Source organism: Roseateles sp. P1_C1_2 (assembly GCF_056406535.1).
Map to the genome: position 1 here is coordinate 69,246 of NZ_JBFUAB010000005.1, position 24,903 is coordinate 94,148.

At 68.5% G+C, this 24,903-nt stretch carries 23 protein-coding genes; 13 read left to right on the plus strand and 10 right to left on the minus strand.

Annotated features, from left to right (window positions below; translation table 11 throughout):
• Positions 1–25: 25 nt before the first annotated feature.
• The 4 genes from AC1D2H_RS06145 to AC1D2H_RS06160 all read right to left on the minus strand — a co-directional run bounded on the left by AC1D2H_RS06145 (position 26) and on the right by AC1D2H_RS06160 (position 5,604).
• On the minus strand, positions 26–2,905 hold the full coding sequence (locus tag AC1D2H_RS06145; RefSeq protein WP_478010284.1) for a TonB-dependent receptor: 2,880 nt from the start codon (positions 2,903–2,905) through the stop codon (positions 26–28).
• A 294-nt stretch (positions 2,906–3,199) separates the two neighbouring features.
• Complete coding sequence (locus AC1D2H_RS06150) at positions 3,200–4,435, minus strand: AGE family epimerase/isomerase (protein WP_478010285.1); 1,236 nt, start codon at positions 4,433–4,435, stop codon at positions 3,200–3,202.
• Complete coding sequence (locus tag AC1D2H_RS06155) at positions 4,425–4,658, minus strand: DUF2805 domain-containing protein (RefSeq protein ID WP_477928993.1); 234 nt, start codon at positions 4,656–4,658, stop codon at positions 4,425–4,427. The genes AC1D2H_RS06150 and AC1D2H_RS06155 overlap by 11 nt, the downstream gene beginning before the upstream one ends.
• A gap of 31 nt (positions 4,659–4,689) precedes the next feature.
• Positions 4,690–5,604: a LysR family transcriptional regulator gene (locus AC1D2H_RS06160; protein WP_478010286.1), complete on the minus strand. Its 915-nt coding sequence runs from the start codon at positions 5,602–5,604 to the stop codon at positions 4,690–4,692.
• Positions 5,605–5,688: 84 nt separating this feature from the next.
• Here AC1D2H_RS06160 and AC1D2H_RS06165 point away from each other — a divergent pair, with 84 nt between their 5' ends.
• The gene (locus tag AC1D2H_RS06165) at positions 5,689–7,053 is read left to right on the plus strand and encodes a Kelch repeat-containing protein (RefSeq protein ID WP_478010287.1); all 1,365 of its coding nucleotides are present in this window, start codon (positions 5,689–5,691) and stop codon (positions 7,051–7,053) included.
• On the opposite strand, the gene AC1D2H_RS06170 is transcribed toward AC1D2H_RS06165, so the two are convergent.
• Positions 7,044–7,439: a DUF2177 family protein gene (locus AC1D2H_RS06170; RefSeq protein ID WP_478010288.1), complete on the minus strand. Its 396-nt coding sequence runs from the start codon at positions 7,437–7,439 to the stop codon at positions 7,044–7,046. The two genes, AC1D2H_RS06165 and AC1D2H_RS06170, sit on opposite strands and share 10 nt — an antisense overlap.
• Positions 7,440–7,610: 171 nt before the next feature.
• On the opposite strand from AC1D2H_RS06170, the gene AC1D2H_RS06175 reads away from it, so the two are divergent.
• A complete protein-coding gene (locus AC1D2H_RS06175) occupies positions 7,611–8,372 on the plus strand; it encodes an esterase/lipase family protein (RefSeq protein WP_478010289.1) in 762 nt (253 codons plus the stop codon).
• Positions 8,373–8,489: 117 nt separating this feature from the next.
• Here AC1D2H_RS06175 and AC1D2H_RS06180 read toward each other — a convergent pair whose 3' ends face one another.
• Entirely contained in the window at positions 8,490–9,752 is a 1,263-nt protein-coding gene (locus AC1D2H_RS06180; RefSeq protein WP_478010290.1) for an acyl-CoA dehydrogenase family protein, read from the minus strand.
• Between the two features lie 97 nt (positions 9,753–9,849).
• On the opposite strand from AC1D2H_RS06180, the gene AC1D2H_RS06185 reads away from it, so the two are divergent.
• Complete coding sequence (locus AC1D2H_RS06185; protein ID WP_478010291.1) at positions 9,850–11,823, plus strand: acyltransferase family protein; 1,974 nt, start codon at positions 9,850–9,852, stop codon at positions 11,821–11,823.
• Here the strand turns inward: AC1D2H_RS06185 and AC1D2H_RS06190 are convergent.
• Positions 11,820–13,811: a cation:proton antiporter domain-containing protein gene (locus AC1D2H_RS06190; protein ID WP_477929004.1), complete on the minus strand. Its 1,992-nt coding sequence runs from the start codon at positions 13,809–13,811 to the stop codon at positions 11,820–11,822. The two genes, AC1D2H_RS06185 and AC1D2H_RS06190, sit on opposite strands and share 4 nt — an antisense overlap.
• 183 nt (positions 13,812–13,994) lie before the next feature.
• Between AC1D2H_RS06190 and AC1D2H_RS06195 the strand changes: the two genes are divergently transcribed.
• From AC1D2H_RS06195 to AC1D2H_RS06230, 8 genes are all read left to right on the plus strand, one after another.
• Entirely contained in the window at positions 13,995–15,266 is a 1,272-nt protein-coding gene (locus tag AC1D2H_RS06195; protein WP_478010292.1) for a Glu/Leu/Phe/Val family dehydrogenase, read from the plus strand.
• 82 nt (positions 15,267–15,348) lie between these two features.
• Positions 15,349–16,395 (plus strand): tRNA 2-selenouridine(34) synthase MnmH, encoded by a 1,047-nt coding sequence (gene mnmH, locus AC1D2H_RS06200; protein WP_478010293.1) that lies wholly within the window; start codon positions 15,349–15,351, stop codon positions 16,393–16,395.
• Positions 16,396–16,404: 9 nt separating this feature from the next.
• Positions 16,405–17,469, plus strand: coding sequence for a selenide, water dikinase SelD (gene selD, locus AC1D2H_RS06205; protein ID WP_478010294.1), 1,065 nt, complete (start codon positions 16,405–16,407; stop codon positions 17,467–17,469).
• Between the two features lie 72 nt (positions 17,470–17,541).
• A complete protein-coding gene (locus tag AC1D2H_RS06210) occupies positions 17,542–18,591 on the plus strand; it encodes an ABC transporter substrate-binding protein (RefSeq protein ID WP_478010295.1) in 1,050 nt (349 codons plus the stop codon).
• Positions 18,588–19,163: an SCO family protein gene (locus AC1D2H_RS06215; RefSeq protein ID WP_478010296.1), complete on the plus strand. Its 576-nt coding sequence runs from the start codon at positions 18,588–18,590 to the stop codon at positions 19,161–19,163. The genes AC1D2H_RS06210 and AC1D2H_RS06215 overlap by 4 nt, the downstream gene beginning before the upstream one ends.
• A complete protein-coding gene (locus AC1D2H_RS06220; RefSeq protein ID WP_478010297.1) occupies positions 19,160–19,594 on the plus strand; it encodes a cupredoxin domain-containing protein in 435 nt (144 codons plus the stop codon). Before AC1D2H_RS06215 ends, AC1D2H_RS06220 begins: the two co-directional genes overlap by 4 nt.
• Positions 19,591–20,352 carry an ABC transporter permease gene (locus AC1D2H_RS06225; protein WP_478010298.1) on the plus strand — a complete coding sequence of 254 codons (762 nt, stop codon included), beginning with the start codon at positions 19,591–19,593 and terminating at the stop codon, positions 20,350–20,352. The genes AC1D2H_RS06220 and AC1D2H_RS06225 overlap by 4 nt, the downstream gene beginning before the upstream one ends.
• Positions 20,342–21,118, plus strand: a complete 777-nt coding sequence (locus tag AC1D2H_RS06230) for an ABC transporter ATP-binding protein (protein ID WP_478010299.1) — start codon at positions 20,342–20,344, stop codon at positions 21,116–21,118. Before AC1D2H_RS06225 ends, AC1D2H_RS06230 begins: the two co-directional genes overlap by 11 nt.
• Here AC1D2H_RS06230 and AC1D2H_RS06235 read toward each other — a convergent pair whose 3' ends face one another.
• The 3 genes from AC1D2H_RS06235 to AC1D2H_RS06245 are packed head-to-tail and all read right to left on the minus strand — an operon-like array spanning position 21,119 to position 23,283.
• Positions 21,119–21,562 carry an OsmC family protein gene (locus AC1D2H_RS06235; protein WP_477929020.1) on the minus strand — a complete coding sequence of 148 codons (444 nt, stop codon included), beginning with the start codon at positions 21,560–21,562 and terminating at the stop codon, positions 21,119–21,121.
• Between the two features lie 27 nt (positions 21,563–21,589).
• Positions 21,590–22,252 carry a hypothetical protein gene (locus AC1D2H_RS06240; protein ID WP_478010300.1) on the minus strand — a complete coding sequence of 221 codons (663 nt, stop codon included), beginning with the start codon at positions 22,250–22,252 and terminating at the stop codon, positions 21,590–21,592.
• Positions 22,249–23,283 (minus strand): NADP-dependent oxidoreductase, encoded by a 1,035-nt coding sequence (locus AC1D2H_RS06245; RefSeq protein ID WP_478010301.1) that lies wholly within the window; start codon positions 23,281–23,283, stop codon positions 22,249–22,251. The genes AC1D2H_RS06240 and AC1D2H_RS06245 overlap by 4 nt, the downstream gene beginning before the upstream one ends.
• A 79-nt stretch (positions 23,284–23,362) precedes the next feature.
• On the opposite strand from AC1D2H_RS06245, the gene AC1D2H_RS06250 reads away from it, so the two are divergent.
• Together AC1D2H_RS06250 and AC1D2H_RS06255 are read left to right on the plus strand one after the other, a co-directional pair.
• Positions 23,363–24,229 (plus strand): LysR family transcriptional regulator, encoded by an 867-nt coding sequence (locus AC1D2H_RS06250; protein ID WP_478010302.1) that lies wholly within the window; start codon positions 23,363–23,365, stop codon positions 24,227–24,229.
• Positions 24,230–24,310: 81 nt separating this feature from the next.
• Positions 24,311–24,868 carry a DUF2242 domain-containing protein gene (locus AC1D2H_RS06255; protein ID WP_478010304.1) on the plus strand — a complete coding sequence of 186 codons (558 nt, stop codon included), beginning with the start codon at positions 24,311–24,313 and terminating at the stop codon, positions 24,866–24,868.
• Positions 24,869–24,903 lie beyond the last annotated feature (35 nt).

Consider the following 24,903-nt stretch of genomic DNA (forward strand, 5'->3'; position numbering starts at 1 on the left):
AACGCCCTGCGAGCAAAGGCTCGACTTAAAGCTTCCAGCGGAAACCGACCGAGATCGCGCGGCCGGTCTGGACCGTGCCGAAATTGGTCAACTCCGGATTGCCGGCTTCGCCAAAGTGGTAGTACTGCTGCTGCATCTCGTTCGTCAGGTTGACGCCGCTGATGTCCAGCGCCATGCGATCGTTGATGTTGTAGGTCAGCTGGAGGTCCACGCTCTTTTCCGGCTGGCGCCAGATGCCGATCGGGTTGGCGAACAGCGCGGCTTCGTTGGCGGCCAGGAAGGCCGAGCGACGGACATAGGACAGGCGGGCGCCGATCGGGCCTTTCTCGTAGGCCAGCGTGGCATTCCACGACAGCTTGGACACGCCGAAGAAGGGCGTCTCCAGTTGCGAGACGATCTGGCCGGCGCTGTTGGCGGTCGGCACGTTCTGCGACGAGGTCAGGCGCGTCACGCTGCCCTGGAAGCCCAGGCCATCCAGCAGGCCCGGCAAGCCTTTCGGGAAGTAGATGGTGCCCAGTTCGAGGCCACTGATCTTGCCGTTGGACGCATTGACCGGCGAGCTGATGACGTAGTCGTAGCCATTGGTGTGGTCGCCGCCGGAGGTCGAGTTGCGGAACGGGTCGTTGGCCGGGTCGACGTGAATGCGGCGACGCAGGGGCACGACCAAGCCATCGATCTTGCGTTGGAACAAGGTGCCGTAAAGCGCGCTGTCCTTCTGGAAATACCACTCACCCGTCAGGTCGAGGTTCTTGGAGCGCGTCGGCTCCAGGCCGGGATTGCCGCCGCCACCRCCGCCGTAGCCGACCCGCGAGACGTCGTCGCTGAGTTGCAGCACCGGGTTGAGATCGCCGAAGCCCGGCCGGCGCAGCGTTTCACCGTAGTTGAAGCGCACCAGCACGTCCTTGACCGGCTCGTAACGCAGCGTCAGGCTGGGCAGGAACTTCTTGGCCGTCTTCTCGCCGTTCGTCGGCGTCACCACCTTGGTGGTGGCGTTGACGGCGTAGGCCGTCATGCTGGTGTCGACCTGCACATAGCGCACGCCGAAATTGGCGCGCAGAGGGCGGCCGAACAACTGGCTTTCGGTGTCCGCCATCAGGAAGAGGTTGGTGGTGTCTTCCTTGACGTCGAAGGTCTTCTGCAGGCTCAGCTTGTCGGTCGTCTGGAAATTCGCATCGACCGAGTTGTAGAGCTTGCGCCACGCGTCGATGTTGTCGCGAATGTAGTACGCATTCGGCTCGATCCAGGAGCGCGGAACGTCTGAAATGTCCGTGCCGAAGTTCGAATTGACGTGGTAGTAATTCGCACCCAGCGAGGCCAGGTTGCGGCCCAGGAAGGCCGATTGCGTCCGGTTCGCCTCCGACGCCTTGCGGCTGTCGACGCGCACGCCGAAATTCAGCGTCTTCAGCGGACCCCAGTCGGCGTCGTAGGCGCCCGACAGGCTGGCCGTCGCGGCGCTGCCCTCGTTGCGGTTGGCGTTGTCGTAGAACTGCGCCACGTTCCACTTGGTGGGGTCCGCCAGGTCGGCGTTGTTGTTGAACTTGAACGCCGTGTTGCCGCCGCCGGCATTGAAATCGACCGTGATGGACGGCGCGACGCGATCAATGCGGGTCGCGGTGAATTCCGAGTGGTATTTGCTGGTCTGGTACGAAACATCGCCGTCCAGCTTCAGCCGGTCACCGAGATTCCACTTGCCGTTCAGGGCATAGATTCGGGAATCGGTGGCCGAGGTGGTGTAGTCGCCGCTGTTGAAGCCATAGACGTCATTGACGGTCCGCGTCTTGATGACGTTGGTGCCCGGGAATGTCGTGATCGTGCTCGCGGGGTTGCTGCCGAGACTGCCCCACCAGTCCACGAAGCTGAACAGCAGCCTGTTGAAAGACTTGTCGCGATAACCGTTGTACATCGTTTCAAACGTGTAGACGGCATCTGCGTTCGGTTGCCACTGCAGGGCGATGTTCGCGGCCGGGCGCTTGCGCTCGCCTTCAACGTCGCTCTGGAAAACGGCGTCACGCGCAAGGTAGTAAGGGCGTGCAGTGCCGTTGAAGTTCAGCGTCGAACCCGCCTGCTGCGGCAAGCCGGTGTAGGTGCCAGCCGTCCAGATGTTGTTGTCGAAGATGCGCTGCAACGGCGTATAGCCAGCCGGGACTTCAGCGGCATTGGGGCTGGTGAAGGGCACCATGGCCCCGGGGGTCACGCTCTCGTTGCGGTAGTTCGTCTTGACCATCGACAGATTGACCAGCGCACCGAAATCACCGGCGTCGGTCTTCCAGCGGTTGCTGGCCAGGGCGCTCAGCTGCGGATTCCACTTTTCTGCGGGGTCGAGATAGGTTTCACGCGCCAGCAGCGACAGCTTCGCGCCCTTGAAATCGAAGGGGCGCAGCGACTTGACGTCGATCTGGCCGGCGATGCCGTTTTCGAGCTGGCCGGCGTCGCGCGTCTTGTAGACGTCGATCTGGCGAACCAGGGTCGAGGGAATGTCCTGCAGCGCCACCTGCGTGCCGGAGGCGGTGAAGATGTTGCGGCCGTTCCAGGTGGTGGCAATGTCAGGCAGACCGCGGATGGAAAGGGTACCGACTTCGCCGCCGGCGCGGTTGGTGACCTGGATGCCCGTCACGCGCTGCAGCGCTTCGACGACGTTGTTGTCGGGCAGCTTGCCGATGTCTTCGGCAACGACCGATTCCACTACCTGGTCGTTGGTGCGCTTGTTCGCCAGGCTCTTGGTCAGCGAAGCCCGGACACCGGTGATCGTCACCGTCTCCAACGACTCGGCCTTGGCGGCTTCCTGGGCCCCGGCGGTGGCGGACAGGGCGGCCAGCGCGGCGGCGGCGGTCAGGCTGAGGGCAAAGCTCGGAATCTTCTGGAAATGGGCACGCGCATGCAGCGGCGCCAGGCCTTGGTTCTTCATCGTGTCTCCGGGAATCGTTATGGGTAGGCTGTCCAACCCTGTCAGCGTCTTCAGCCTCTGAGGGGCCGGTTGGGCTCGGGTCTGAATTCATGCTATGGGGCCGACCGATTCGCGACTAATCACATTTTTGGACTTCTCGATGCTGGTTTTCGCATCGCGTGTCCGGGTTAGCCACTAGCCTTCCCAGGGCGTGGCCCGGCGCTTGGGCGCGCCGCCGCGAAGGATAAGGTGCTCAGGCCGAGGCCGCTGTCGAGCTGGAGCAACAGCGTGTGATGTCCCGCCTTTGGCAGGCCGTCAGCTGGCGACCTTGAGCGCGGCCTGGTGCAGGCGCACGATGTGATACGGGTCGGGCTGCACATCGCGGCAACCGCCGCTCTTGCAGGGCAGGGCGTCGGCCATGCGCCAGCCGCCATGCTCGGCGTCGACGAGCTGGCTCTTGATCAGCCCCTGCGTCTGCTCATAGCGCCGCCACAGGTCGTTGCGGGCCGTCGCCTGGGCCGCGACAAGCAGGCCGTGCAGGCATTCCGCCTGCTGCCACCAGCCCTTGCTCGCATCCGCCTTGCCACCGTCCGGAAAGGCCTTCCGGCCGCAGCCGCCGTCGATCTCGTCATAGCCCGTGGCCAGCACATAGGCGAGCACGCGTTCGGACACCTGGGCGTAGATGGGCGAGACCACGGCGCCCGTCGTCAGCAGATGGCTCCACTCGAACTGGTGGCCGATGTCGATATAGCCGCCGGCTTCCCGGGTGGGCAGCGGCTTCCAGTTCTCGTCGTACCACTCGGGGATGTGGGCGCTGCCCTCCGCCTGGCCCTGCAGCAGCTTGTAGGCGACGAAATCGCCCAGGCGCCGCGCGCCAGCCTCGGCCATCCTGTCGCCGCTGGCCTCGCGCAGCGCGAGCAGGGCCTCGAACATGTGCATGACCGGGTTCTGCGTGCGCCCGCCGGGGATGGGCTTGAAGTCGCGCTCGCATTCGTTGTACAGGCCGCCGGCCGGATCGCTGAAGCCGGCGTCGATCTCGCGCCAGGCCTGCAGGGCCGCGTCGCGGTAGCGCACGTCGCCGCCGATGCGGTAGATCTCGGACAGGGCCAGCAGCGCGAAGGCATGGCCATAGGCTCGCTTGACGGTCGCCTTCGGAGCGCCGTCGGACCCGACGGTGTGGAAGAAGCCGCCATGCACGGGGTCGCGAAAGCGCTGCAGCAGGTAGTCGGCGCCACGCCGCGCCACCTTGAGATAACCCGCATCCGGGATGAACTCGTGGGCGGCCGCGAAGGCGTAGACGAGGCGGGCCTGACCGGTCAGCTCGAGCTCGGGCTGGGGCAAGGCCTTCCAGCTGCGGTCGAAGGCCAGCTGGAAGCTGCCGTCGGGCCGCAGCGCATGGCCGTGCCAGTTCAGCAGCAGGGCCTCGAGGTCGTCGCGGTGCCAGCCGGTGTCGATGCGGTTGCGAATGCGGGCATCCGGATCGCTGCAGGCGGCCAGGGCAGCCAGCAGCCCGAGGATGGCGCGGCGGTCCAGCTTCACGTCAGCGACCATGGGGCCAGGTCGCCTTCTTGGTGGGGCCCTTGCTCGCCTTGCCACGCGCGGCCCAGAGCTTGTAGGCCGACGGCGTCAGCTCGCGCTTGAGCAGGGCCACCAGCTCGCCATGGCCGATGCCATGCGTCAGCAACACCTTGTTGTACGGCGGCGCGTCCTCGAAGGCGGTGGCGATGACGCGCTTGACTTCTTCCGGGTTGAGCTTGGGTGCGGGCTTGGCCATGACAGCATTGTGGCGTCGCCTGCGGCGCCGGTCAGTCGATGGCGACCCGAAAAAGATCGCGTTGCGCCGTCAGCGCTTGAACGAGGGCAGGCTCCAGCGTTTCGCTGAAGACCAGGTGCAGGTCCACGCTGACCTCGTCGAGCAGGCGGCGGTAGGCCACGCCCGGATAGCGCTGCCGGGCCAGCGCCGTCGGCAGCAGCGTGCAGCCGCGGCCGGCGGCAATCTGCGCGATGGTGGCCGAGGTGCCGGGCGCGTTCGCTTCGCGGGCAGGCTTGAAACCCAGGGCGTCGTACTGGCGTTGGTAATGCATCCACAGCGCCGGATTGACGCGTTTGGCAAAGCGCAGGAAGACGGGGCCGTCCTGCAGGTCCGCCAGGCGCAGCGCCCGCCTGCGCGCCAGCGGACTGTCGGCCGGCACGACGGCCACATGCCGCAGCCGCGCGACCTCGATATGGCCCAGGCCCTTCAGGTCGTGCGGCATCGCGATCAGCGCGGCGTCCAGAGTCCGCCTCAGGAGGCCGGCCAGCAGCTCGGGGCCGATCTCCAGCTGCGGCTCCAGCGGCGCCAGCCCGGTGGCTTCGCGCCAGCCGCGGTCCAGCGTGGCGAAGGCGCTCATGTCCATCCACCAGGGCAGGCCCAGGCGCAGGCGCTGGCGCAGCTCGCTGGCTTGCGCAGCGACCCGGGCCAGCGCCTCGTCGAAGGCACGCACCGCCTGCTCGAAGGCGCCTCGCGCCTGCTCACCGGCCGGCGTCAGCCGCGTGCCGGGCCCCGCCCGGTCCAGCAGGGCCACGCCCAGGGCCTGCTCCAGCGCGGCGATCTGGCGAGAAAGCGGCGGCTGCGTCAGGTGCAGTCGCTCGGCGGCGCGGCGGAAGTTGAGTTCCTCGGCCACGACCAGGAAATAGCGCAGCTGGCGGATGTCGATGCTGCGATGACCGGCCGGATTCATGCCGAAAAGGTATCACCAATTCTGCAATTCACGGCGGCACCAGAGCCCCGCAGCATGCGCGCCTTTGCCGCCCTGGAGCCCGTGATGTCCCTGCCCTCGCCTGATCTTGCCAACCGCCGCCACTTCCTGGCGACCGCCGCCGCCCTCGGGTTGTCCGCCTGCGGCGGGGGCGGCGGCGGCGCTGCGCCGGCTCCTGCGCCGGGCCCCGGCATCCAGGGCTTTGCTGCAGACCCGGTGGCCGTGGGCGAAGGCGCACGCCTCACGGCCAGCTTCGACGGCGGCGCGGGCCGCATCGAACCCGACATTGGCGGGGTGCAAAGCGGCGTGGCCGTGTCCACGCCGGCGCTGGCCGGCCCGCGCCGCTACACGCTGGTCGTCGAGGCGCCGGGCCAGCCGAGCGCTCGCCGCGAACTGACCGTCGTGCCCCGCTACCGCGACCGCTACGTGGCCGTCGCCACGCCGCAGCCGCTGCAGTACCACGCGGCGCTGCCGGCGGCGGACGGCAGCGTCGTCGTCATCGGTGGCTCGCGCGGGCTGTCGACGATGTCGGAAGCCATCGACCGCTTTGACCTCGCCACGCGCAGCTTCAACCGCATGGGCAGCATGGCCAGCGGCCGCGCCCAGCACACCGCCATCGCGCTGGCGGGCGATCGCGCCCTTGTGGTGGGGGGTCTCGTCGGCCTGAGCACGGCAGGATTCGCGGAACTCATCGACCTGCGCAGTGGTGCCGTCGAGCCAGCGGGCTGGACGGTGCGACCCCGCATCCGCCACGCGGCGGTCGCCCTGGACGACGGCCGCGTCTTGCTCGTCGGCGGACTGCAGAGCAACAGTGTCGAGCTGTGGGACCCCGCCACGCGGCGCTTCCGCCTCGTTGCCGCGACGATGCACAACGCCCGCGAATACCCCACGGCCACGCGGCTGGCCGACGGTCGAATCCTCATCGTCGGGGGCGATCACCAGGGCACGAACCAGCGACTGGCCGAGATCTTCGACGCGCGCACCGAGCGTTTCGAGCCAGTAGCCTCGCCGCTGGACGCCGAGCGCCGCGCCATGCATGCCGCTCACCTGCTGGCTGACGGCCGCGTGCTGGTGCTGGGGGGCGAGCTGCGCAGCGAAACCGGCCCGGCACCGCTGGACACCGTGCCGGTCTTCGACCCCATGACGCAGACGCTGGTGCCGCAGGGCCGCCTGGACCAGGCCCGCAGCCTGGTGCGCAGCCTGCTGCTACCCGACGGGCAAGTGCGGCTGTTCGGCGGCCAGACTGCCGCCGAAGCAGCCGCGCACTCCGCCGGCGCCTATGCGCCGGACGCCACGGCGCAGGCTCTCGCCGCCATGCCGGCCGGGCGGGCCTGGCACACGCTGACGGCCCTGGCGGATGGCCGCGTCCTCATCCTCGGCGGCGACGATGCCGCGGGCGGGGCCACCGGCGGGGGCCTGATCTACGAGTAGCGTTGCGCCACCCAGGCCGCGGCCGCGCCGGCCAGCGTGCTGGCCAACGTGCCCCAGGCCGTGTCCACGATGGCGAGCTTCAGCGGCCAGTGGCGCAGCGTGGCGAGGTTGGTCAGGTCGTAGACGCCATAGGCCACCAGGCCGACGAGGGCGGCGCGCCCGATCTGCATGCCCAGCGGCTGGCCGGCGGGGAAGAGGGCCAGGGCCACCAGAGCGGCCGGGAAGGCGAAATAGAAGGCCAGGGCCGGTGCCCAGCGGATGGGGTCGGCCATCTGCGCGCCGATCTCCTGGCGGTAGAAATCCTTGGCCAGCCAACCCAGCCAGAGCGCGTCCAGCACACCCATGACGAGCAGGGCAGCGAGATAGGGCTTGATGAAGGCTTGCATGGCGCCGCAGTGTGCCTGCGTGCGCCGTGGCCGTCGCGTCGGAGAGCGCCGCTTCCTGTGCCGGCCAGTGCCGTCCTACAGCAGCGCTGGCGCCGCGCTGGCACCGCCGCATGGCGCGCAGCCCCAGCATCGGGGCCATTGACTGACCCAACGGCTTGCGCCACCCCAGCCATGACCACCTCCACCCCCGTCGTGACCCTGACTCCCAAGCCCGTCGTCGCGCCCAATCGGCGGCCGGCGCTGTCACTACTGGCCTCCGAACCCGCCCGCGCCACGTTGGAGGCTTGGCAAGCCCTGATGCAGTGGCGCCAGCAGCCCACGCAGGTTGGCGCCGGCCATACCGTGGTGCTTTTCCCCGGCCTGGGCACCGACGGCCTGACGCTGTGGCCGCTGCGCCGCCACCTGGAACGCGCCGGCTTTCGCGCCCTCGACTGGGGTCAGGGCATGAACACCGGCCCGCGCGGTGACGTCGATGCCTGGCTGGAGAAGCTGGCCGAGTCCCTGCACGAACGCGTCGCGCCGGCACGCGAGGTCAGCTTCGTGGGCTGGAGCCTGGGCGGCTTCTATGCGCGCGAGCTGGCCAAGCGCTGGCATGACCGCGTCCACCATGTCGTCACCATCGGCACGCCCTTCAACGGCAGCGTTGACGACACCAATGTGGGCTGGCTGTTCCGCCTGCTCAACGGGCAACGCGCGCCGGCCGAGGCCGCACTGCGCGAGCGCCTCGCCGAGCCGCCGCCCGTGCCCACCATCTCGCTCTACAGCCGCCGTGACGGTGTCGTCGCCTGGGAGGCCTGCACGCATGCACGGCGCTGGCCACTGGCCCGCGACATCGAGGTGCAGGCCAGCCACATGGGCATGGGCTGGGCACCCGAGGTGCTGAACCACGTGACAGGCGTGCTGGGCTGCCGCCGCCGGGAAGCGGTGGCATGAAGGTCGCCACCGGATCAACACGCATCGGCCCGCGCGAGGACTCACCCAGCCCGGTGCCCGCGCCGGAGAAGCTGCCGCCGCGCGAACCGGTGGTGCCGGTCAAGCTGCGCTGAGGGATCAGCCGCCGCGCGTGACCGGCATGCTGACGCGGTCGGCCGGCAGCTTCATGTGGCTGGCCAGCTCGAGCTTGGCCAGCGAATTGCGGTGCACCTCGTCCGGGCCGTCGGCCAGGCGCAGCGTCCGCTGGTGGGCCCACATCATGGCCAGCGGCGTGTCGTCGCTGACCCCCATGCCGCCGAAGACCTGGATGGCCCAGTCGATGACCTGCAGGGCCATATTGGGCGCGACGATCTTGATCATCGCGATCTCGGCCTTGGCGACCTTGTTGCCCACCGTGTCCATCATGTAGGCGGCCTTGAGCGTCAGCAGGCGCGCCTGCTCGATCATGCAGCGCGACTCCGCGATGCGCTCCTGCGTGACGGTCTGCTGCGCAATCGTCTTGCCGAAGGCGGTGCGGGCGATGGCGCGCTCGCACAGCAGCTGCAGCGCGCGCTCGGCCGCGCCGATGCTGCGCATGCAGTGGTGGATGCGGCCGGGGCCGAGGCGGCCCTGCGCGATCTCGAAGCCACGGCCTTCGCCGAGCAGGATGTTGCCCACTGGCACGCGCACATTCTTCAGCTCCACTTCCATGTGGCCGTGGGGCGCGTCGTCGTAGCCGAACACGGACAGCGGGCGCAGCACCGTGATGCCAGGCGCATTGGCCGGCACGACGACCATGGACTGCTGCTCGTGGCGGCCGGCCTCGGCGTTGGTCTTGCCCATGACGATGTAGACGGCGCAGCGCGGGTCGCCGGCACCGGAGCTCCACCACTTGCGGCCGTTGATGACGTAGTCGTCACCGTCGCGCTCGATGCGGCATTCGATGTTGGTCGCGTCGCTGGATGCCACGGCCGGCTCGGTCATCAGGAAGGCCGAGCGGATCTCGCCGCGCAGCAGCGGCTCCAGCCACTTGTCCTTCAGCCCCTCGCTCGCATAGCGCTCCAGCGTCTCCATGTTGCCGGTGTCGGGGGCCGAGCAGTTGAACACCTCGGGCGCCCAGAACACGCGGCCCATGATCTCGCACAGCGGCGCGTACTCGAGATTGGACAGGCCCTCGGGCGCACGGCTGGACTTGGGCAGGAAGAGGTTCCACAGCCCGGCGGCGCGTGCCTTGGGCTTGAGTTCCTCGATGACCTTGGTGGGCACCCAGGGATTGCCGGCGCGGCGGTTGGCGGCCACCTCGTCGAGGTAACGCTTCTCGTTCGGGTAGATGTGCTCGTCGAAGAAGGCGAGCAGGCGCTCGCGCATCTGGGCGACGTTGGGGCTGTAGTCGAAGTTCATGGCGCGGCTCCTGATGGCAGGGCGCCAGTGTGGCCCAGCCGGATCGCCCAGCTTGTCGCCGAGGCGGCATGGCGCCTTGGCGACAACAATGCCGGCCATGCCCACACCCGACGCCGACCGCGAAGCCTTGCACCGCTGGGACATCCAGGCCCTGCGCGGCCTGGCCGTCGCCGGGGTGCTGCTGCAGCATGCCGCCCCCGGCCTCGTCCCCGGCGGCTATCTGGGCGTCGACCTGTTCTTCGTTATCTCGGGCTTTCTGATCACGGGCCAGGTGCTGGCCGGCATGCGTGCAGGCCGCTTCAGCGCGGCCGTCTTCTATGCGCGCCGCGCCCGTCGCCTGCTGCCGGCTGCCTACGTGGTGCTGGCGTTGACCCTGCTGGGCAGCCCCTGGTGGCTGGCGCCGCTGGAAGGCGCCGACCTGGCCCGCCAGCACTGGGGCGCACTGGGCTTCGTCAGCAATGTCGTGCTGTGGGCGCAGAGCGGCTATTTCGATGTCGCGGCCGAGCTCAAGCCCTTGCTGCATTTCTGGTCGCTGTCGTTGGAGGAGCAGTACTACCTGCTGCTGCCGCCGCTGCTGCTGGCCGTCGGCACCGGGCGGCGCGGCCTGGGCCTGATGGTGATGCTGACCGGTGCCAGCCTGCTGCTCGGCCTGGGCTTGCAACAGCACGACGCGAGCGCGGCCTTCTATCTGCTGCCGAGCCGCGCCTGGGAGCTGGGCATCGGCTCGCTGGCCGCCTGGGCGCATGCGGCGGGCTGGCGCGCGCCCTCGGTCGGGCGCTGGCCCGCGACGCTGCTGCTGCTGACCCTGCCGCTGTGGCCGCTGCCCGCCTGGGGTGGCATCGGCCATCCGGGTGCCAACGCGCTGCTGATCGGCCTGGCCACGGTGGCCGTGTTGCTCAGTGCAGGCCGGCCCAGGGCGCCACGTGCGCTGGCACCCGTCGTCGGCCTGGGCGACATCTCCTACTCCCTCTATCTGGTGCACTGGCCGCTGATCGCCTTCGTCAACAACGCCTGGGTGGGCGGGGACCATGCACCCGGCCTGGCCTGGGCCCGGGCGGCCACCGGCGTCATGTCGCTGCCGCTGGCCTGGCTGCTGTGGCGCGGCGTGGAGCAGACAACGCGGCGCTGGCCGCTGCCGCGCGGGCTGCGCGGCTGGGGCTGGGTGCTGCTGGCCACGGCCGTGCTCGCCCTGCTGCCGCTGATGAAGGCGCCCGCCTCTGCGGAACCGGACGCGCGCCGCCCCAACCACGGCTTCTCGGCCGGCTGCGACCAATGGGAACACTGGGTGGATATACCCGAGTGCCGCGATGCCTCGCAGCCCGGCTGGGCGGTGTGGGGCGACTCGTACGCGATGCATCTGGTGCCGGGTCTTGCCGCGGTGGCGCCCGGCCTGCTGCAGATCACCGAATCGTCCTGCGGGCCGCTGCCCGGCCTGGTGCCCTGGCGGCCCGATGCGCCGGCCGGCGCCAGCTTCACGCGTGACTGGGCGCGGCAGTGCGAGCGCTTCAACCGCTCGGTGCTGGCGGCGTTGACCCGGCCCGATGCGCCGGCCGTGGTGATGCTGTCCAGCCTGCTGACCCAATACCTCGGGCCGCCCGGCGGCCATCTGCTGCGCATCGACGGCGGACAGGAAAGCGAGGTGGCCGCCACGCAGGCCGAGGACGAGCTGGTGGCCGCCGCGGCGCTGCTGGCGCAGGCCCTGCGCGCGCATGGCAAGCGGCTGGTCTGGGTGTCGCCGCCGCCCCGCGGCAGCTTCGATGCCGGCGCCTGCGTGGAGCGCCGCCAGCAAGGCCTGCTGACGCTGGGCGCGCCGGCCGATTGCCGCATCTCGCTGGCCGACGCGCCGCCACTGTCTCAGCGCGTCACTGCCCTTTTGCAGCGCTTCGAGCGCGAGGCCGATGTGCCGGTGCTGTGGCTGGACGCCTCGCTGTGCAGCGCCGGCGTCTGCCGCACGGCGGACAGCGACGGCCTGGCCTATTACCGCGATGTCGGCCACCTCAGCGTCGAGGGCTCACGCCGGCTGCTGCCGCAGGTCGCGGACCGGCGTCGCATCGAGGCACTGGCGCGCTAGCCTGCCAGCAGTTTTTCCTCTGCCAGGGCCAGCCCCTCGGGCATGCCGCTGATGACCAGGGTGTCGCCGCCCGCCAGCGTTGCGCCGTCGACGAGCAGGCCCTTGCCGTTGGCGCGCCGCAGCGACACCACGGCGACGCCGAGGGCATGCAGGGCCAGGTCGTCCAGCAGTTTGCCGGCGTGCGGGCTGGCGGTGGGCAGGGTCACCGACGACAGGCGGGCCTGGTCGAGCTCGTCGACGGTGTCGTCATCGGCACCATGGAAATAGCCGCGCAGCAGGCCGTAGCGCTTGTCGCGCGCGTCGCGCGTGATGCGGATGACGCGGCGCATCGGCACGCCGACGAGGGCCAGCGCATGCGAAGCCAGCATCAGCGAGCCCTCGATGGCTTCGGGCACGACCTCGGTGGCGCCGGCGGCCTTGAGCTTCTCGAGGTCAGTGTCGTCAATGGTGCGCACGACGACGGGCACGTGCGCCGCATGCGCGCGGACGAGGTCCAGGATCTTCAACGCCGACGGCGTGTCGTGATAGCTGACGACGACGGCGCTGGCCCGCGCCAGGCCGGCGGCCATCAGGCTCTGCACCTTGGCGGCATCGCCGAAGACGACGCTCTGCCCGGCCGCGGCGGCCTGGCGCACGCGGTCGGGGTCGAGGTCCAGGGCCATATAGGGGATGTGCTCGCCCTCCAGCAGCCGCGCCAGGTTCTGGCCCGAACGGCCGTAGCCGCAGATGATGACGTGGGCCTCGGACTGGATGCTCTTCTTGGCGATGGTGGTCAGCTGCACCGACTGCATCAGCCAGTCGCTGCTGGACAGCTTCATGACGATGCGGTTGCTGTACATGACCAGGATGGGCGTGATCAGCATGGACAGCACCATGCTCGCCAGCACCGGGCTGATCCATTGCGGCGCGATCAGGTTGTGCTGGGCGCCCAGCGTCAGCAGCACGAAGCCGAACTCGCCGGCCTGCGCCAGATAGAGGCCGGTGCGCAGGGCCACGCCCGGCGGCGACTTGAACAGCCGCGCCAGGCCGGCGATCAAGCCGAACTTGGCCAGCACCGGCAAGGCCGTCAGCAGGATGACCAGCCACCAGCTGTCCACCAGCGGGTGCCAATCGAGCTTCATGCCGATGGTGATGAAGAACAGGCCGAGCAGCACGTCGTGGAAGGGCCGGATGTCGGTCTCCACCTGGTGGCGGTACTCGGTCTCCGAGATCAGCATGCCGGCGACGAAGGCGCCCAGCGCCAGGCTCAGGCCGGCGTGCTCCGTCATCCAGGCCAGGCCCAGCGTGACGAGCAGCAGGTTGAGCATGAAGAGCTCGTCACTCTTGCGGCGCGCCACCAGCGTCAGCCACCAGCGCATGAGCTTCTGGCCGCCGTAGAGCAGCAGGCCCAGCAGCACCACGGCCTTCAGCCCGGCCCAGGCCAGCGCCTCGGCCATCGCTCCGCCGCTGCTGTTCAGCGCGGGGATCAGCACCAGCAGCGGCACCACGGCCAGATCCTGGAACAGCAGCACGCCCATGACGAGCTTGCCGTGCGGGCTCTCCAGCTCCAGCCGCTCCGCCATCAGCTTGACGACGATGGCCGTCGAACTCATGGCCATGGCCGCGCCCAGCATCAGCGCGCCCTCCCAGCGCAGGTCCCAGGCCCGGCCCAGCAGCGTCAGCCCCGTCATCAGCAGCGCGTTGCCGACCAGCGCACCGGCGATGGTCAACACCACCTGGAACATGCCCAACCCGAAGACGGCCGTCTTCAGCGCGCGCAGCTTGGGCAGGTTGAACTCCAGCCCGATGGCGAACATCAGGAAGACGACGCCGAATTCCGCCAGGTACTGGATGCTGGCCGAGTCGTGCGCCAGGGCCAGCGCGTTCGGGCCGATCAACACGCCGACGGCCAGGTAGCCCAGCATGGGGGGCAGCTTCAGGGACCGGCAGACGACCACGCCGAACACTGCGGCGACTAGATAGAGCAGGGCGAGGTCGAGGGAGGTCACGGGGCAATCGTATGCGGAGGGCGGGGGCGGCCGTGCCCGGAAGCGCCGGGCGTGAAATCCGGCACTGGAAACCGGTCCCATGCATTGCGTGCATGGGCGCATACGCAGTTGGCTAGACAAGTCGTGGTGAGGAGACGGGCCTTCGCGATACCGTTCGGCCCACTAAAAGTTACGGAGCATTTCATGCCCAACCTGTCGTTTGTTTCGCCCACGCGCAACAGCCCGTGGGGGACCTATCTGTCGCAGATCGACGCCGTGGAGCCCTATCTGGGCAACCTCAGCCGCTGGGTCGAGACCCTGCGCCGCCCCAAGCGCGCCCTCATCGTCGACGTCCCCATCGAGCTGGACAACGGCACCATCGCCCACTACGAGGGCTACCGCGTCCAGCACAGCCTGACGCGCGGCCCCGGCAAGGGCGGCGTGCGCTACCACCCGGACGTGACGCTGGAAGAAGTGATGGCCCTGTCGGGCTGGATGACGATCAAGAACGCGGCCGTCAACCTGCCCTATGGCGGCGCCAAGGGCGGCATCCGCCTGGACCCCGCGCTGCTGTCGATGAAGGAGCTGGAAAAGGTTACGCGCCGGTACACCAGCGAGATCGGCATCATCATCGGCCCCAACCAGGACATCCCCGCGCCCGACGTCAACACCAACGGCAAGATCATGGCCTGGATGATGGACACCTATTCGATGAACGTCGGCGCCACGGCGACCGGCGTCGTCACGGGCAAGCCCATCGAACTGGGCGGCTCGCTGGGCCGCGTGGCCGCCACCGGCCGCGGCGTCTTCGTCGTCGGCCGTGAAGCCATGCGCCGCCTGAACATCGACATGGAAGGCGCCCGCATCGCCGTGCAGGGCTTCGGCAATGTCGGCTCCATCGCCGCCAAACTGTTTGCCGCCAACGGCAGCAAGATCGTCTGCGTGCAGGACCACACTGGCACCCTCGTCAACCACAACGGCTTCGACATGCAGAGCCTGCTCGATCATGTGGCCCAGACCCGCGGCGTGGCCGGCTTCAAGGGTGGCGACATGATCGCCAACGAGGACTTCTGGGACATCAAGAGCGACATCCTGATCCCGGCGGCGCTGGAAGGCCAGATCACCGCCGAGCGCGCCCAGCGCATCCAGACCCGCCTGGTGCTGGAAGGCGCCAACGGCCCGACCACGCCCGACGGCGAGGCCGTGCTGGCCGACCGCGGCATCGTCGTCGTGCCCGACGTGATCGCCAACGCCGGCGGCGTGACGGTGTCCTATTTCGAGTGGGTGCAGGACTTCTCGTCCTTCTTCTGGACCGAGGACGAGATCAACGTCCGCCTGGACAAGATCATGATCGGCGCCTTCAAGCACATCTGGGAAACCGGCGAGCATCACAAGATCCCGCTGCGCACCGCGGCGTTCACGGTGGCCTGCACACGAGTGCTGCAGGCGCGCGAAGAGCGTGGTCTGTACCCGTAAGGCGTGATCGTGGGTCGTCCTGCGGGACGGCCCGGCGCAAGACGGATACTGCTTCGCCAAGCAAGCAGCGCCAAGACGATCGATGAGCCACAAGCCCACCACCGTGAACGAGCTGGGCGAGTTCACGGTCCTCATCGATGTGCGCTCCCCGGCCGAGTTCGCACTCGACCATCTGCCCGGCGCCATCAACTGCTCCGTGCTGGACGACGAGGAGCGCCGCATCGTCGGCACCATCTACGTCCAGACGTCGGCCTTCGAGGCGCGCAAGATCGGTGGTGCCATGGTGGCGCGCAACATCGCCCGCCACCTGGACGAACGCTTCCGCGACAAGCCCAAGGACTGGCGCCCCCTGGTCTATTGCTGGCGCGGCGGCATGCGCAGCGGCAGTTTCGTCAACTGGCTGCGGCTGGTGGGCTGGGACGCCCAGCAGCTCAAGGGCGGCTACAAGGCCTGGCGTGCCCATGTCATCGAACAGATTGCGTTGCGCGCGCCGCAGCTCGACCTGCGCGTGCTCTGCGGCCCGACGGGCAGCGCCAAGACGCGCGTGCTGCAGGCCCTGGCTGAGCACGGCGAGCAGGTGCTCGATCTCGAAGACCTGGCGGCGCATCGCGGTTCGGTGCTCGGGGCCATGCCCGGCAGGCCGCAGCCGTCGCAGAAGGGCTTCGAGACGCAGTTGATGCAGGGCCTGGCCGGTTTCGACCTGGGCCGCCGCGTCTGGGTCGAGGCCGAAAGCCGGCGCATCGGGCGCATCACCGTGCCCGAGCCGCTGCTGCAGCGCCTGCGCGAGAGCCCCGTCGTCGAGATCGACGCCTCGCCCGCGGCCCGGCTCGACTATCTGCTGCGTGACTACGCCTGGCTGGGCGACGACCCGCAGGCCCTCGCCGACAAGCTCGGCACGCTGCGCGAGCTGCTGCCCAAGGAGGTGCTGGCCGAGTGGCAGGACTGGGCGCTGGCGCGTGAGCTGCCGCCGCTCTTCGAAGCGCTGATGGCCAGGCACTACGACCCGCTGTATGCCCGCTCGCAGGGGCGGCATCTGGCGGGCCTGCCTGACGCCCAGCGCCTGCAATGCGAGGATCTGTCGGATGACGGCATCCAGGCCCTGGCCCGTCGCATCGCTTCACTGCCCTAGGCCACTTCCATGACCCCAACCTCCACCACGCCCCCGGTGCCACGCCTGACTTCGCTGTCGCATGGCGGCGGCTGCGGCTGCAAGATCGCCCCCGGCGTCCTGAGCGAGATCCTGAAGAGCGTGCGCAACTTCCCGGCGCCCAAGGAACTGCTGGTCGGCATCGAGACCGCCGATGACGCCGCCGTCTACCAGCTGACCGACGAGATCGCGCTGATCGCCACCACCGACTTCTTCATGCCCATCGTCGACGACCCCTTCGACTTTGGCCGCATCGCGGCGACCAACGCCATCAGCGACGTTTATGCCATGGGTGGCAAGCCCATCATGGCGCTGGCCCTGGTCGGCATGCCCATCAATGTGCTGCCGGTCGACGTCATCGGCAAGATCCTGGCAGGTGGCGAGTCGGTCTGCGCCGCCGCCGGCATCCCGATCGCCGGTGGCCACACCATCGACTCGGTCGAGCCTATCTACGGCCTGGTCGCCCTGGGCGTCGTGCACCCCCAGCGCRTCAAGCGCAATGCCGACGCCCGGCCGGGCGACCGGCTGGTGCTGGGCAAGCCGCTGGGCGTGGGGGTGCTGTCGGCGGCCTTGAAGAAGGAGGCTCTCGGCGCCGACGGCTATGCCCAGATGATCGCCACCACGACCCAGCTCAACACCCCGGGGCCGGAGTTGGCGGCGCTGGCGGGCGTCCATGCGATGACCGACGTCACCGGTTTCGGCCTGGCCGGCCACGCGCTGGAGCTGGCTCGCGGCGCCCAGGCCGGTGTCGAGATCGACTGGGCCAGCGTGCCCCTGCTGCCCCTGGCCCGTGCGCTGGCCGAACGCGGCATGGTGACGGGCGCCTCCGGGCGCAACTGGGCCGGCTATGGCGCGGACGTGCAGCTGCCCGCGGATTTCACGGCCACCGACCGCGCGCTGCTGACCGATCCCCAGACCAGTGGCGGCCTGCTGGTGTCCTGCGATGCCGGTTCTGTGGCCGAGGTGCTGGCCGTGTTTCGCGCCCATGGCTTCGAGGCCGCGGCGGAAATCGGTGGTGTGGTGGCCCAGGGCCCGGGCGGCCTGCGGCTGAGGTAGGTACGTAGGCACAATTCTGTCATCCCGGATGGACAGGCTGCGGCCAGCGGGCACAGTGCTGAAGCCTTCGTCATGACACCCGACCTGCCCGATTCCCCACCCGCCGGCCCTGACTGCCTTGGTCGCCGCCAACTGCTGCGCGGCGCGCTGGCCACGGCATTGCCGGCCCTGGGCCTGCCCGCAGCGGCGGCGCCGGGCCCGCTGATCGTCGGCGGCCTGCCGGTCACCTGCAATCTGACGTTGCCCATCGCCTGCTCGGCACGCATGGCGTCCAACAAGACGGCCGGCAGCTCGGCCCTCCAGTTCGAATACAGCAAATACAACGGCTGGCCCGAGATCAAGGAATCGCTGATGACGGGCGGCATCCAGGCCGCCTACATGCTGGCGCCCCTGGTCATGGACCTGGCCGACAAGAAGATCCCGGTCAAGGTCGTGTCCCTGGGCCACCGTTCGGGCGCCGTCATCATGGTGCGCACCGATTCGCCCTACAAGAAGTTCAAGGACCTGACGGGCAAGCGCATCGCCATCCCCAGCCGCTTTGCGGTGGACTTTCTGTTCCTGCGCAAGATGCTGGCCCAGGAAGGCATGACGCCCAAGGACATCCAGATCGTCGAGATGCCGCCGCCCGACATGCCGGCGGCCCTGTTCGCCAAGGCCGTGGACGCCTACTGCACCGGTGAGCCCTTTGGCGCCGCCGCCCAGCGTGCCGGCTATGCCAAGCCGCTGCGCATGACGCGCGACGAATGGCGCAACTACATCTGCTGCGTGCTGACGGTGCGCGAGGAACTCATCAAGGACAACCGGCCGCTGGTGCAGAACCTCGTCGACCATGTGCAGGGCGCCGGCAACTGGCTGGACCTGGGCGCCGCCAACCGCGAGAAGGCCATCCAGATCGCCGCCGGCCGCAAGTTCTTCAACCAGGATCCCAACATCCTGCGCTTCGTGATGGAGAACCCGACGGACCGCGTCACCTACGGCGACCTACGCATGATCCGTGCCGAATTCGACGAGCTGATGCAGCTGTCCATCGAGGCCGGCACCATCAAGCAGCCGATCGCCTACGAGAAATACGTCGACGACAGCTTCGTCAAGGCGACCAAGGCGGCGCCCATCGCGATATGAAGCGCCGCGCCCTGTTGCTGGCCTCGCTGCCACTGCCCGCCCTGGCCGCAACCGAGAGGCTGAAGGCCGGTGTCTTTGAACCCGCCCAGGCCGCACCTGAGTTCGCGCTCAAGGGCAGCGACGGCGCCGCGCTGAATCTCGCCCGCTTCAAGGGCAAGCTGGTGCTGCTGGTGTTCGGCTTCACGAACTGCCCCGAGGTCTGCCCGACGACGCTGGCCACGCTGGCTCAGGCACGCAAGCAGCTGGGCTCGGACGCCGCCGATGTGCAGGTCGTCTATGTGACGGTGGACCCCGAGCGCGACGACGTGAATCGCATCCGCCAATACCYCGAAGCCTTCGACAAGAGCTTTGTCGGCGGCACCGAGACGCCGGACAAGCTGGCCGCCATGCGCAAGCGCTATGGCGTCGTCGCGGAGAAGATCGCCGCCAAACAGCCCAATGCCTACGGCATGAACCACTCCACGTCGGTCTGGCTGATCGACCGCATGGGCAAGCTGCGGGCCATGATGCCCTATGGCCACGAGGCCAAGGACTTCGTGCACGACCTGCAGCTGCTGCTGGCGGCCAAGTGAAACGCTGGCTTTGGCTGCTGCCGGTGGTGGCGCTGGCGCCGCTGGCCTGGGCCGCGCTCGCGCCCGTTGAGCTGGCCTCACGCGACGAGCTGTTCGAGATCCCCAAGGGCACCTATGCCCGCCGCATGGCCGGCGACAAGGTCGAGATCCTGCCCGACACCATCCACCTGACGCTGGGCCTGAACGACCAGCTGCTGCTGCGCAACCACGACGAGGTGCCCCAGCAGTTCGGCCCCGTCCTCATCATGCCGGGCCAGAGCTTTCGCCTGCCCTTCGAGGTCGCCTCGACCTACAGCTTTGCCTGCAGCGCCCATGCCAGCGGCCAGATGGCCGTCGTCGTCGCGCCCACGCCCGCGGCCGGCTGGCCGCGGCTGCAATGGCGCTGGCGGCACTGGAACAACAACAAGACCTCCACGGAGACCGTCACTTGAACTCACGCTTGGCCAAGATATGGCCGCCATTGGCCGTCATCGCCGTCGTCATCGGCTTCTGGTGGTGGATCGTCGTCCACAACGAGAGCCCCATCTTCCCGACGCCCTGGCAAGTCGTCACCGGCACGCTGGAGCTGGCCCAGGACGGCACGCTGTGGGAGCACATCACCGCGTCGCTGATGCGCGTGGGCATCGGCTTCGGCCTGGCCATGCTGGTGGGCATCCCGCTGGGCCTGTGGATGGGCTGGGTGGCCGGCGCCTACCGCACCTTCAACCCCATCTTCCAGATGCTGAGGCCCATTTCGCCCATCGCCTGGATCCCGCTGGCCATCCTGTGGTTCGGCGTCGGTGACACCTCGCCCATCTTCCTGATCTTCATCTCGTCGGTCTTCCCGCTGATCGTGCAGACGACCTCGGGCGTGCACACCATTGACCGCCGCTATCTGCGCGCGGCGGCCAACTTCGGCGTCACGCGCGGCGTGCTGTTCCGCCGCGTCGTCATCCCGGCCGTGCTGCCGGAAATCATCATCGGCATGCGCATCGGCATCGGCGTGGCCTGGCTCGTGGTCGTGGCGGCCGAGATGATCGCGCTGCGCTCGGGCCTGGGCTATCTCATCATGGACTCGCGCAACGCCGGCAACCGCTATGACCTCGTCATCGCCGCCATGATCATCATCGGCGTCATCGGCCTGCTGCTCGATGGCATCACACGCCTCCTCGAGAAACTCAAAACAGTGCGGTGGCGCTATGTCAGATAACAAGACTCCCAAGATCGCCGTCAAGGGCCTGACCAAGAGCTTCAAGGCCGCCAAGGGTGGGCAGCTGCCCGTCATCGAGGGCGTGGACTTCGAAGTCGCCGAGGGCGAATTCGTCGCCATCGTCGGCCCCTCGGGCTGCGGCAAGTCGACGCTGATGAACATCCTGGCCGGTTTCGAGAAGCCCGGTGGCGGTTCGCTGCTCATCGACGGCAAGCCCCATCCAGGCCCCAGCCCGCAGGGCATCGTCATCTCGCAGTACGGCTCGGTCTTCCCCTGGCTGACCGTGCAGCAGAACCTGATGTTCGGCCTGACCGGCCAGGAGCATGGCGTCGATGCCGAGCGCGTCAAGCTGGCCGATCACTACGCCGCCATGGTCGGGCTCAAGGGCTTCGAGGGCGCCTACCCGCACGAGCTGTCGGGCGGCATGCTCAAGCGCGTGGAGCTGGCACGCGCCTTCATCGTCAAGCCCGAGATCCTGTATCTGGACGAGCCCTTCTCGGCCCTGGACGCGCTGATGAATCTGCGCATGCGCAACGAGCTGCTGCGCATCCTGGCCGAAGAAAAGCATACGGTGCTGCTCATCACCCACGACGTCGACGAGGCCCTCTACATGGCCGACCGCATCCTCGTGCTGTCGCCGCGACCCACGCGCATCCAGGCCCGTTTCGAGCTGGACATGCCGCACCCGCGGCGCCTCATCAGCCCCGAAATGGATCAGTTGCGCGAGGCCATCCTGAAAGAGCTCGGCTTGGAGATGCCAGCCTGATCAGCCCTTGAGGACGGCACCGGTGCTGTCCAGCACCCGCAGCGTCACGGGAATCGCCGGCGCGACGCTCTGCGTGACGGTGCAGTAGTCCTCGAAGGTGTCGAGCACGCGCTGGATGTGGCCGAGCTCACCCGCCGGCTTGCCCAGGTGCAGGTCCACCTCGAGCCCCTGTACGCGGTTGCGCCCACGCTCGTTGCGGCCCACGCTCGCCTTGACCTCGGTGCGCAGCGGCGAGGGGTCATCCTTGTACTTCTGGCAGGCGAACCACAGCGAAGCGCTGAGGCAGTTGCCCACGGCCGAGGCCAGCAGCTCGACGGGGTCGGGACCGAGACCGGTACCGAAGGGCACGGGCTCGTCAGACAGCAGCACCGGGATGTCCGGCGAGTAACGGTGTTCGAACTGATAGCCCTGACGCTGGGTCAGGGTGACGCTGGGGTTGTCCATTGAAGCCTCCTGGGGTGGAGGCGATTCTCAGCGCAGGTCGTCGGTCTCGAAATAGATCTCGATCAAACCCTTGGCCTTGAAGGCCCGCTGCACGGCCGCGTTAGGCCTAGCGATGCCCTGAAGCGTCACGTCGACCTCGCCCTTCACCTCCGGCGATTGCAGGCGCACGATGTGGTCGAAGTCCGGCCGGCGATCGATGATCTTGAAGGCGAACCACTCGCTGCCCTTGCCGATCAATCGGTAGCGCCCGTTCGGGGCCTCGCGCTCGGCGGTGCTGAGGCGGCGGAACAGCAGCACCTCATCGACAACGACGCGTTGATCGGCCGCCTGCGGCTTGCCGCCACGCTCGAAGTGGCCCTCGAAGAAGCGTGCCTTGAAGTCGCGCAAGGGCTTGGTGTGGCCCGGCGTGAAGCGCAGCAGGTCGAAGGTCTCGGGGTCGAAGGTCCACAGCCCGGGTTTGCGCGCCAAGGTCTCGCGCAGCGCCTTGTCGGCGGCCCCATCGGCCAGGTGGAAGCGCAGCAGCACCTGGCTGTCGTGCGGCGTGTGGAACATCGGCAGGTGCGAGGCATACAGGCCCTCGCGGCCGCCGAAGACGGCCATGCCGTGGCCGCCGAAAGCGGATTCAGCGGTCTCTTCGGCGCGAGCCAGCAGGGGCAAGGCCGCCAGGGTCAACAGTGCGCGGCGCTTCATTCGGCGGCCTCCACGATGAGCTTGCCGCGGTGGTCACTGGTGAACAGGCTCTGCAGCGTCGCGGGCAGCTTCTCGAAGCCCTTGACGACGGTCTCCGCGAAGACGATCTCGCCCCGCTGCACCATGGGCCCGACGATGCGCAGCATCTCGTCCATGCGGTGGAGGTAGTCGCGGGCCAGCATGCCCTGGATGGTGGCGCGCTGGTAGAGCATGTGGTGCAGGAATCGCGGCCCCAGTTCGGGCGCGTCCAGGCCGCCCGAGTACTGGCTGATGGCGCCGCAGATGACGATGCGGGCGCGGCGGTTGATCAGCGGAATGACGGCGTCGGTGATCCAGCCGCCGACATTGTCGAAATAGACGTCCACGCCGCCCGTCAGCGCCTTGATCTCGTTCGCGAGCGACTCGGTATCGGCATGCGCCTTGTAGTCCACCGCCCAGGTCAGGCCCAGCTGGTCACGCAGCCACTCGCACTTGGCCGCGCCGCCGGCAATGCCGAGCACGCGGCAGCCATTCCTCAGTGCGAATTGCGCGACCAGCGAACCCACCGCCCCCGCCGCGCCGGAGACGACGACGACCTCGCCCGCCTTCGGAACTCCCGATTCCATCAGCCCGAACCAGGCCGTGCGGCCCGGCATACCCAGCACGCCGATGGCCGTGGACGGCGGCGCCAGCGCCGGGTCGAGCTTGCGCAGCACCGAGTGGTGGACGCGCGCATGGGTCTGCCAGCCCAGCATGCCTTCGACCCAATCGCCTTCCACCAGCGTCGGCACTGAAGACGCCAGTACGCGGGCGACGACGCCGGCCGTCTGCACCGTGTCCAGCGCATGCGGCAGTTCGTTGTAGGTCGGCTTGAGCGACTGGTTGATGCGCATATACGGATCCACCGACCACCAGCGCGCCTCCACCAGCACCTCACCGGCCGACAGCGCGGTGGCCAGCGGCGTGGTGACCAGTTCGTAATGCTCGGGGCCGACCAGGCCCTCGGGATGGCGGCGGTAGAGCCACTGGCGGTTGTCGATGAAGGCGTCCATGGCGGCGATTCTTCTCCCCTGGACGTTTCTCGTGAAGCAAAACAAAGTCGACAATCGATGCCCAGCAAGACACGAATCCATGGACATCGCCGATCTGCGCAGCTTCCTCGTCATCGCCCGCCACGCCAATCTGCGCGCGGCGGCCGATGAGTTGCACCAGACGCCGTCGGCCCTGTCCAAGGCCGTCAAGCGGCTGGAAACCTCGCTGGCCACGCCCGTCTTCGACCGCATCGGCAAGGCCATACGCCTGAACGCCGCCGGCGAGCGCCTGTGTGAGCGCGCGCTGGCCCTGACCACTCTGGCCGATCAGACGGAGGCCGAATTTCGTGGTGTGAGCCTGCGCTCACATTGCCGTTTGCTGGCGCCGGCCGTGCTGCAGTGGGGATTCGGTGCCGCTATTGCAGCGCGGCTGCCGGGCTCCGGGCTTGCCTTCGTGACTTTGTTCGAGGACGCCGCCCTGGCGGCATTGGCCCGCGGCGAGGGCGACCTGGCCCTGGTCACCGGTGTCGCACTGGAGGCCGCGCTGCCCGCCGGCCTGCAGGCCCTGCGGCTTGGCGAGATCCGCATGCAACTCGCCGCCAGCACCGGCCACCCGCTGGCCGGCCGCAGTGAAGTGCCGATGGCCGAGGTGCTGCAACACGACTTCGCCTGCCCCCAGCGCTCGATGTTCTGCGGCCTGGAGCGCGGCAGCCGCGCCGACGGCTGGCGCGACGACCGCCTGCCGCGGCGCATCCGCTTCTGGCTGGACGACCTGCAGTTGCTGATCAGCCTGGTGCGCAGCGGCCAGGCCCTGGCCTATCTGCCCGATTTCGCCCTCGCTGAAGCACCCGACCTGGTGCGCCTGACGGTGCCCGACTGCCCCTACGAGTGCGTGGAGCAGGTCCATCTGGTGTGGCGCCCGGCGACGGCCAGCGGCTGGCTGGCGGGCCTGATGGCGGCGCTCTGAAACCCCTGTCATCGCGGGCCGTGGGCGCCGCGTTGCCGGCCATCACCCCCTCGCTGCCGCCGACAACGGAATAATCCCCCCATGCCTCGCCTCCTCTTCCTTGCCCTGCCCGCACTGYTGGCCCTGCTGCTGGCCGGCTGCAGCGGTCTGCCTTCGCGGTCGACCAAACCCGAGAAGTCGGTCTACCAGGGCGAGAGCTTTGCCGCCGAGGAGACTTTCTCGCGGCTGTTCGATGCCAATGTCGAGGACACCTGCGAGGCGGCCCGGCGCGCCTTGCTCAGCCAGGGCTATGTCATCAGCAAGGCGGCCAGCGGCGTCGTGCAGGGCGCCAAGCATTTCCAGCCCGCGGGCGAGGTGCATGTCGAGATCGCCTTCAACGTCGTCTGCGTCGGTGACGGCCCCAAGCAGCAGATCGCCACCGCCTATGTCAGTGCACAGCAGGACCGCTACGCGCTGAAGAAGAGCAACCAGGCCGCCAGCCTGGGCGTCAGCGCGTTGGGATCCATCTCGGTGCCGCTGTCGTCCAGCGACGACGCCCTCGTCAAGGTCGCATCCGAGACGATTCCCGCCGGCGAGTTCTACGACCGCTTCTTCACGCTGATGCAGCGCATGCTGCGCGAGAACACGGCTTCGCGCTGACGGCGCCGACGTCAAAAATCACATTGGAATAAGTC

Bases quoted from the DNA above. Each gene is read 5' to 3' on its own strand.
- AC1D2H_RS06150 (WP_478010285.1), bottom strand. From the start codon at position 4,435: ATGGTCGCTGACGTGAAGCTGGACCGCCGCGCCATCCTCGGGCTGCTG.
- AC1D2H_RS06155 (WP_477928993.1), bottom strand. From the start codon at position 4,658: ATGGCCAAGCCCGCACCCAAGCTCAACCCGGAAGAAGTCAAGCGCGTC.
- AC1D2H_RS06160 (WP_478010286.1), bottom strand. From the start codon at position 5,604: ATGAATCCGGCCGGTCATCGCAGCATCGACATCCGCCAGCTGCGCTAT.
- AC1D2H_RS06165 (WP_478010287.1), top strand. From the start codon at position 5,689: ATGTCCCTGCCCTCGCCTGATCTTGCCAACCGCCGCCACTTCCTGGCG.
- AC1D2H_RS06170 (WP_478010288.1), bottom strand. From the start codon at position 7,439: ATGCAAGCCTTCATCAAGCCCTATCTCGCTGCCCTGCTCGTCATGGGT.
- AC1D2H_RS06175 (WP_478010289.1), top strand. From the start codon at position 7,611: ATGACCACCTCCACCCCCGTCGTGACCCTGACTCCCAAGCCCGTCGTC.
- AC1D2H_RS06180 (WP_478010290.1), bottom strand. From the start codon at position 9,752: ATGAACTTCGACTACAGCCCCAACGTCGCCCAGATGCGCGAGCGCCTG.
- AC1D2H_RS06185 (WP_478010291.1), top strand. From the start codon at position 9,850: ATGCCCACACCCGACGCCGACCGCGAAGCCTTGCACCGCTGGGACATC.
- AC1D2H_RS06195 (WP_478010292.1), top strand. From the start codon at position 13,995: ATGCCCAACCTGTCGTTTGTTTCGCCCACGCGCAACAGCCCGTGGGGG.
- mnmH (WP_478010293.1), top strand. From the start codon at position 15,349: ATGAGCCACAAGCCCACCACCGTGAACGAGCTGGGCGAGTTCACGGTC.
- AC1D2H_RS06210 (WP_478010295.1), top strand. From the start codon at position 17,542: ATGACACCCGACCTGCCCGATTCCCCACCCGCCGGCCCTGACTGCCTT.
- AC1D2H_RS06230 (WP_478010299.1), top strand. From the start codon at position 20,342: ATGTCAGATAACAAGACTCCCAAGATCGCCGTCAAGGGCCTGACCAAG.
- AC1D2H_RS06235 (WP_477929020.1), bottom strand. From the start codon at position 21,562: ATGGACAACCCCAGCGTCACCCTGACCCAGCGTCAGGGCTATCAGTTC.
- AC1D2H_RS06240 (WP_478010300.1), bottom strand. From the start codon at position 22,252: ATGAAGCGCCGCGCACTGTTGACCCTGGCGGCCTTGCCCCTGCTGGCT.
- AC1D2H_RS06245 (WP_478010301.1), bottom strand. From the start codon at position 23,283: ATGGACGCCTTCATCGACAACCGCCAGTGGCTCTACCGCCGCCATCCC.
- AC1D2H_RS06250 (WP_478010302.1), top strand. From the start codon at position 23,363: ATGGACATCGCCGATCTGCGCAGCTTCCTCGTCATCGCCCGCCACGCC.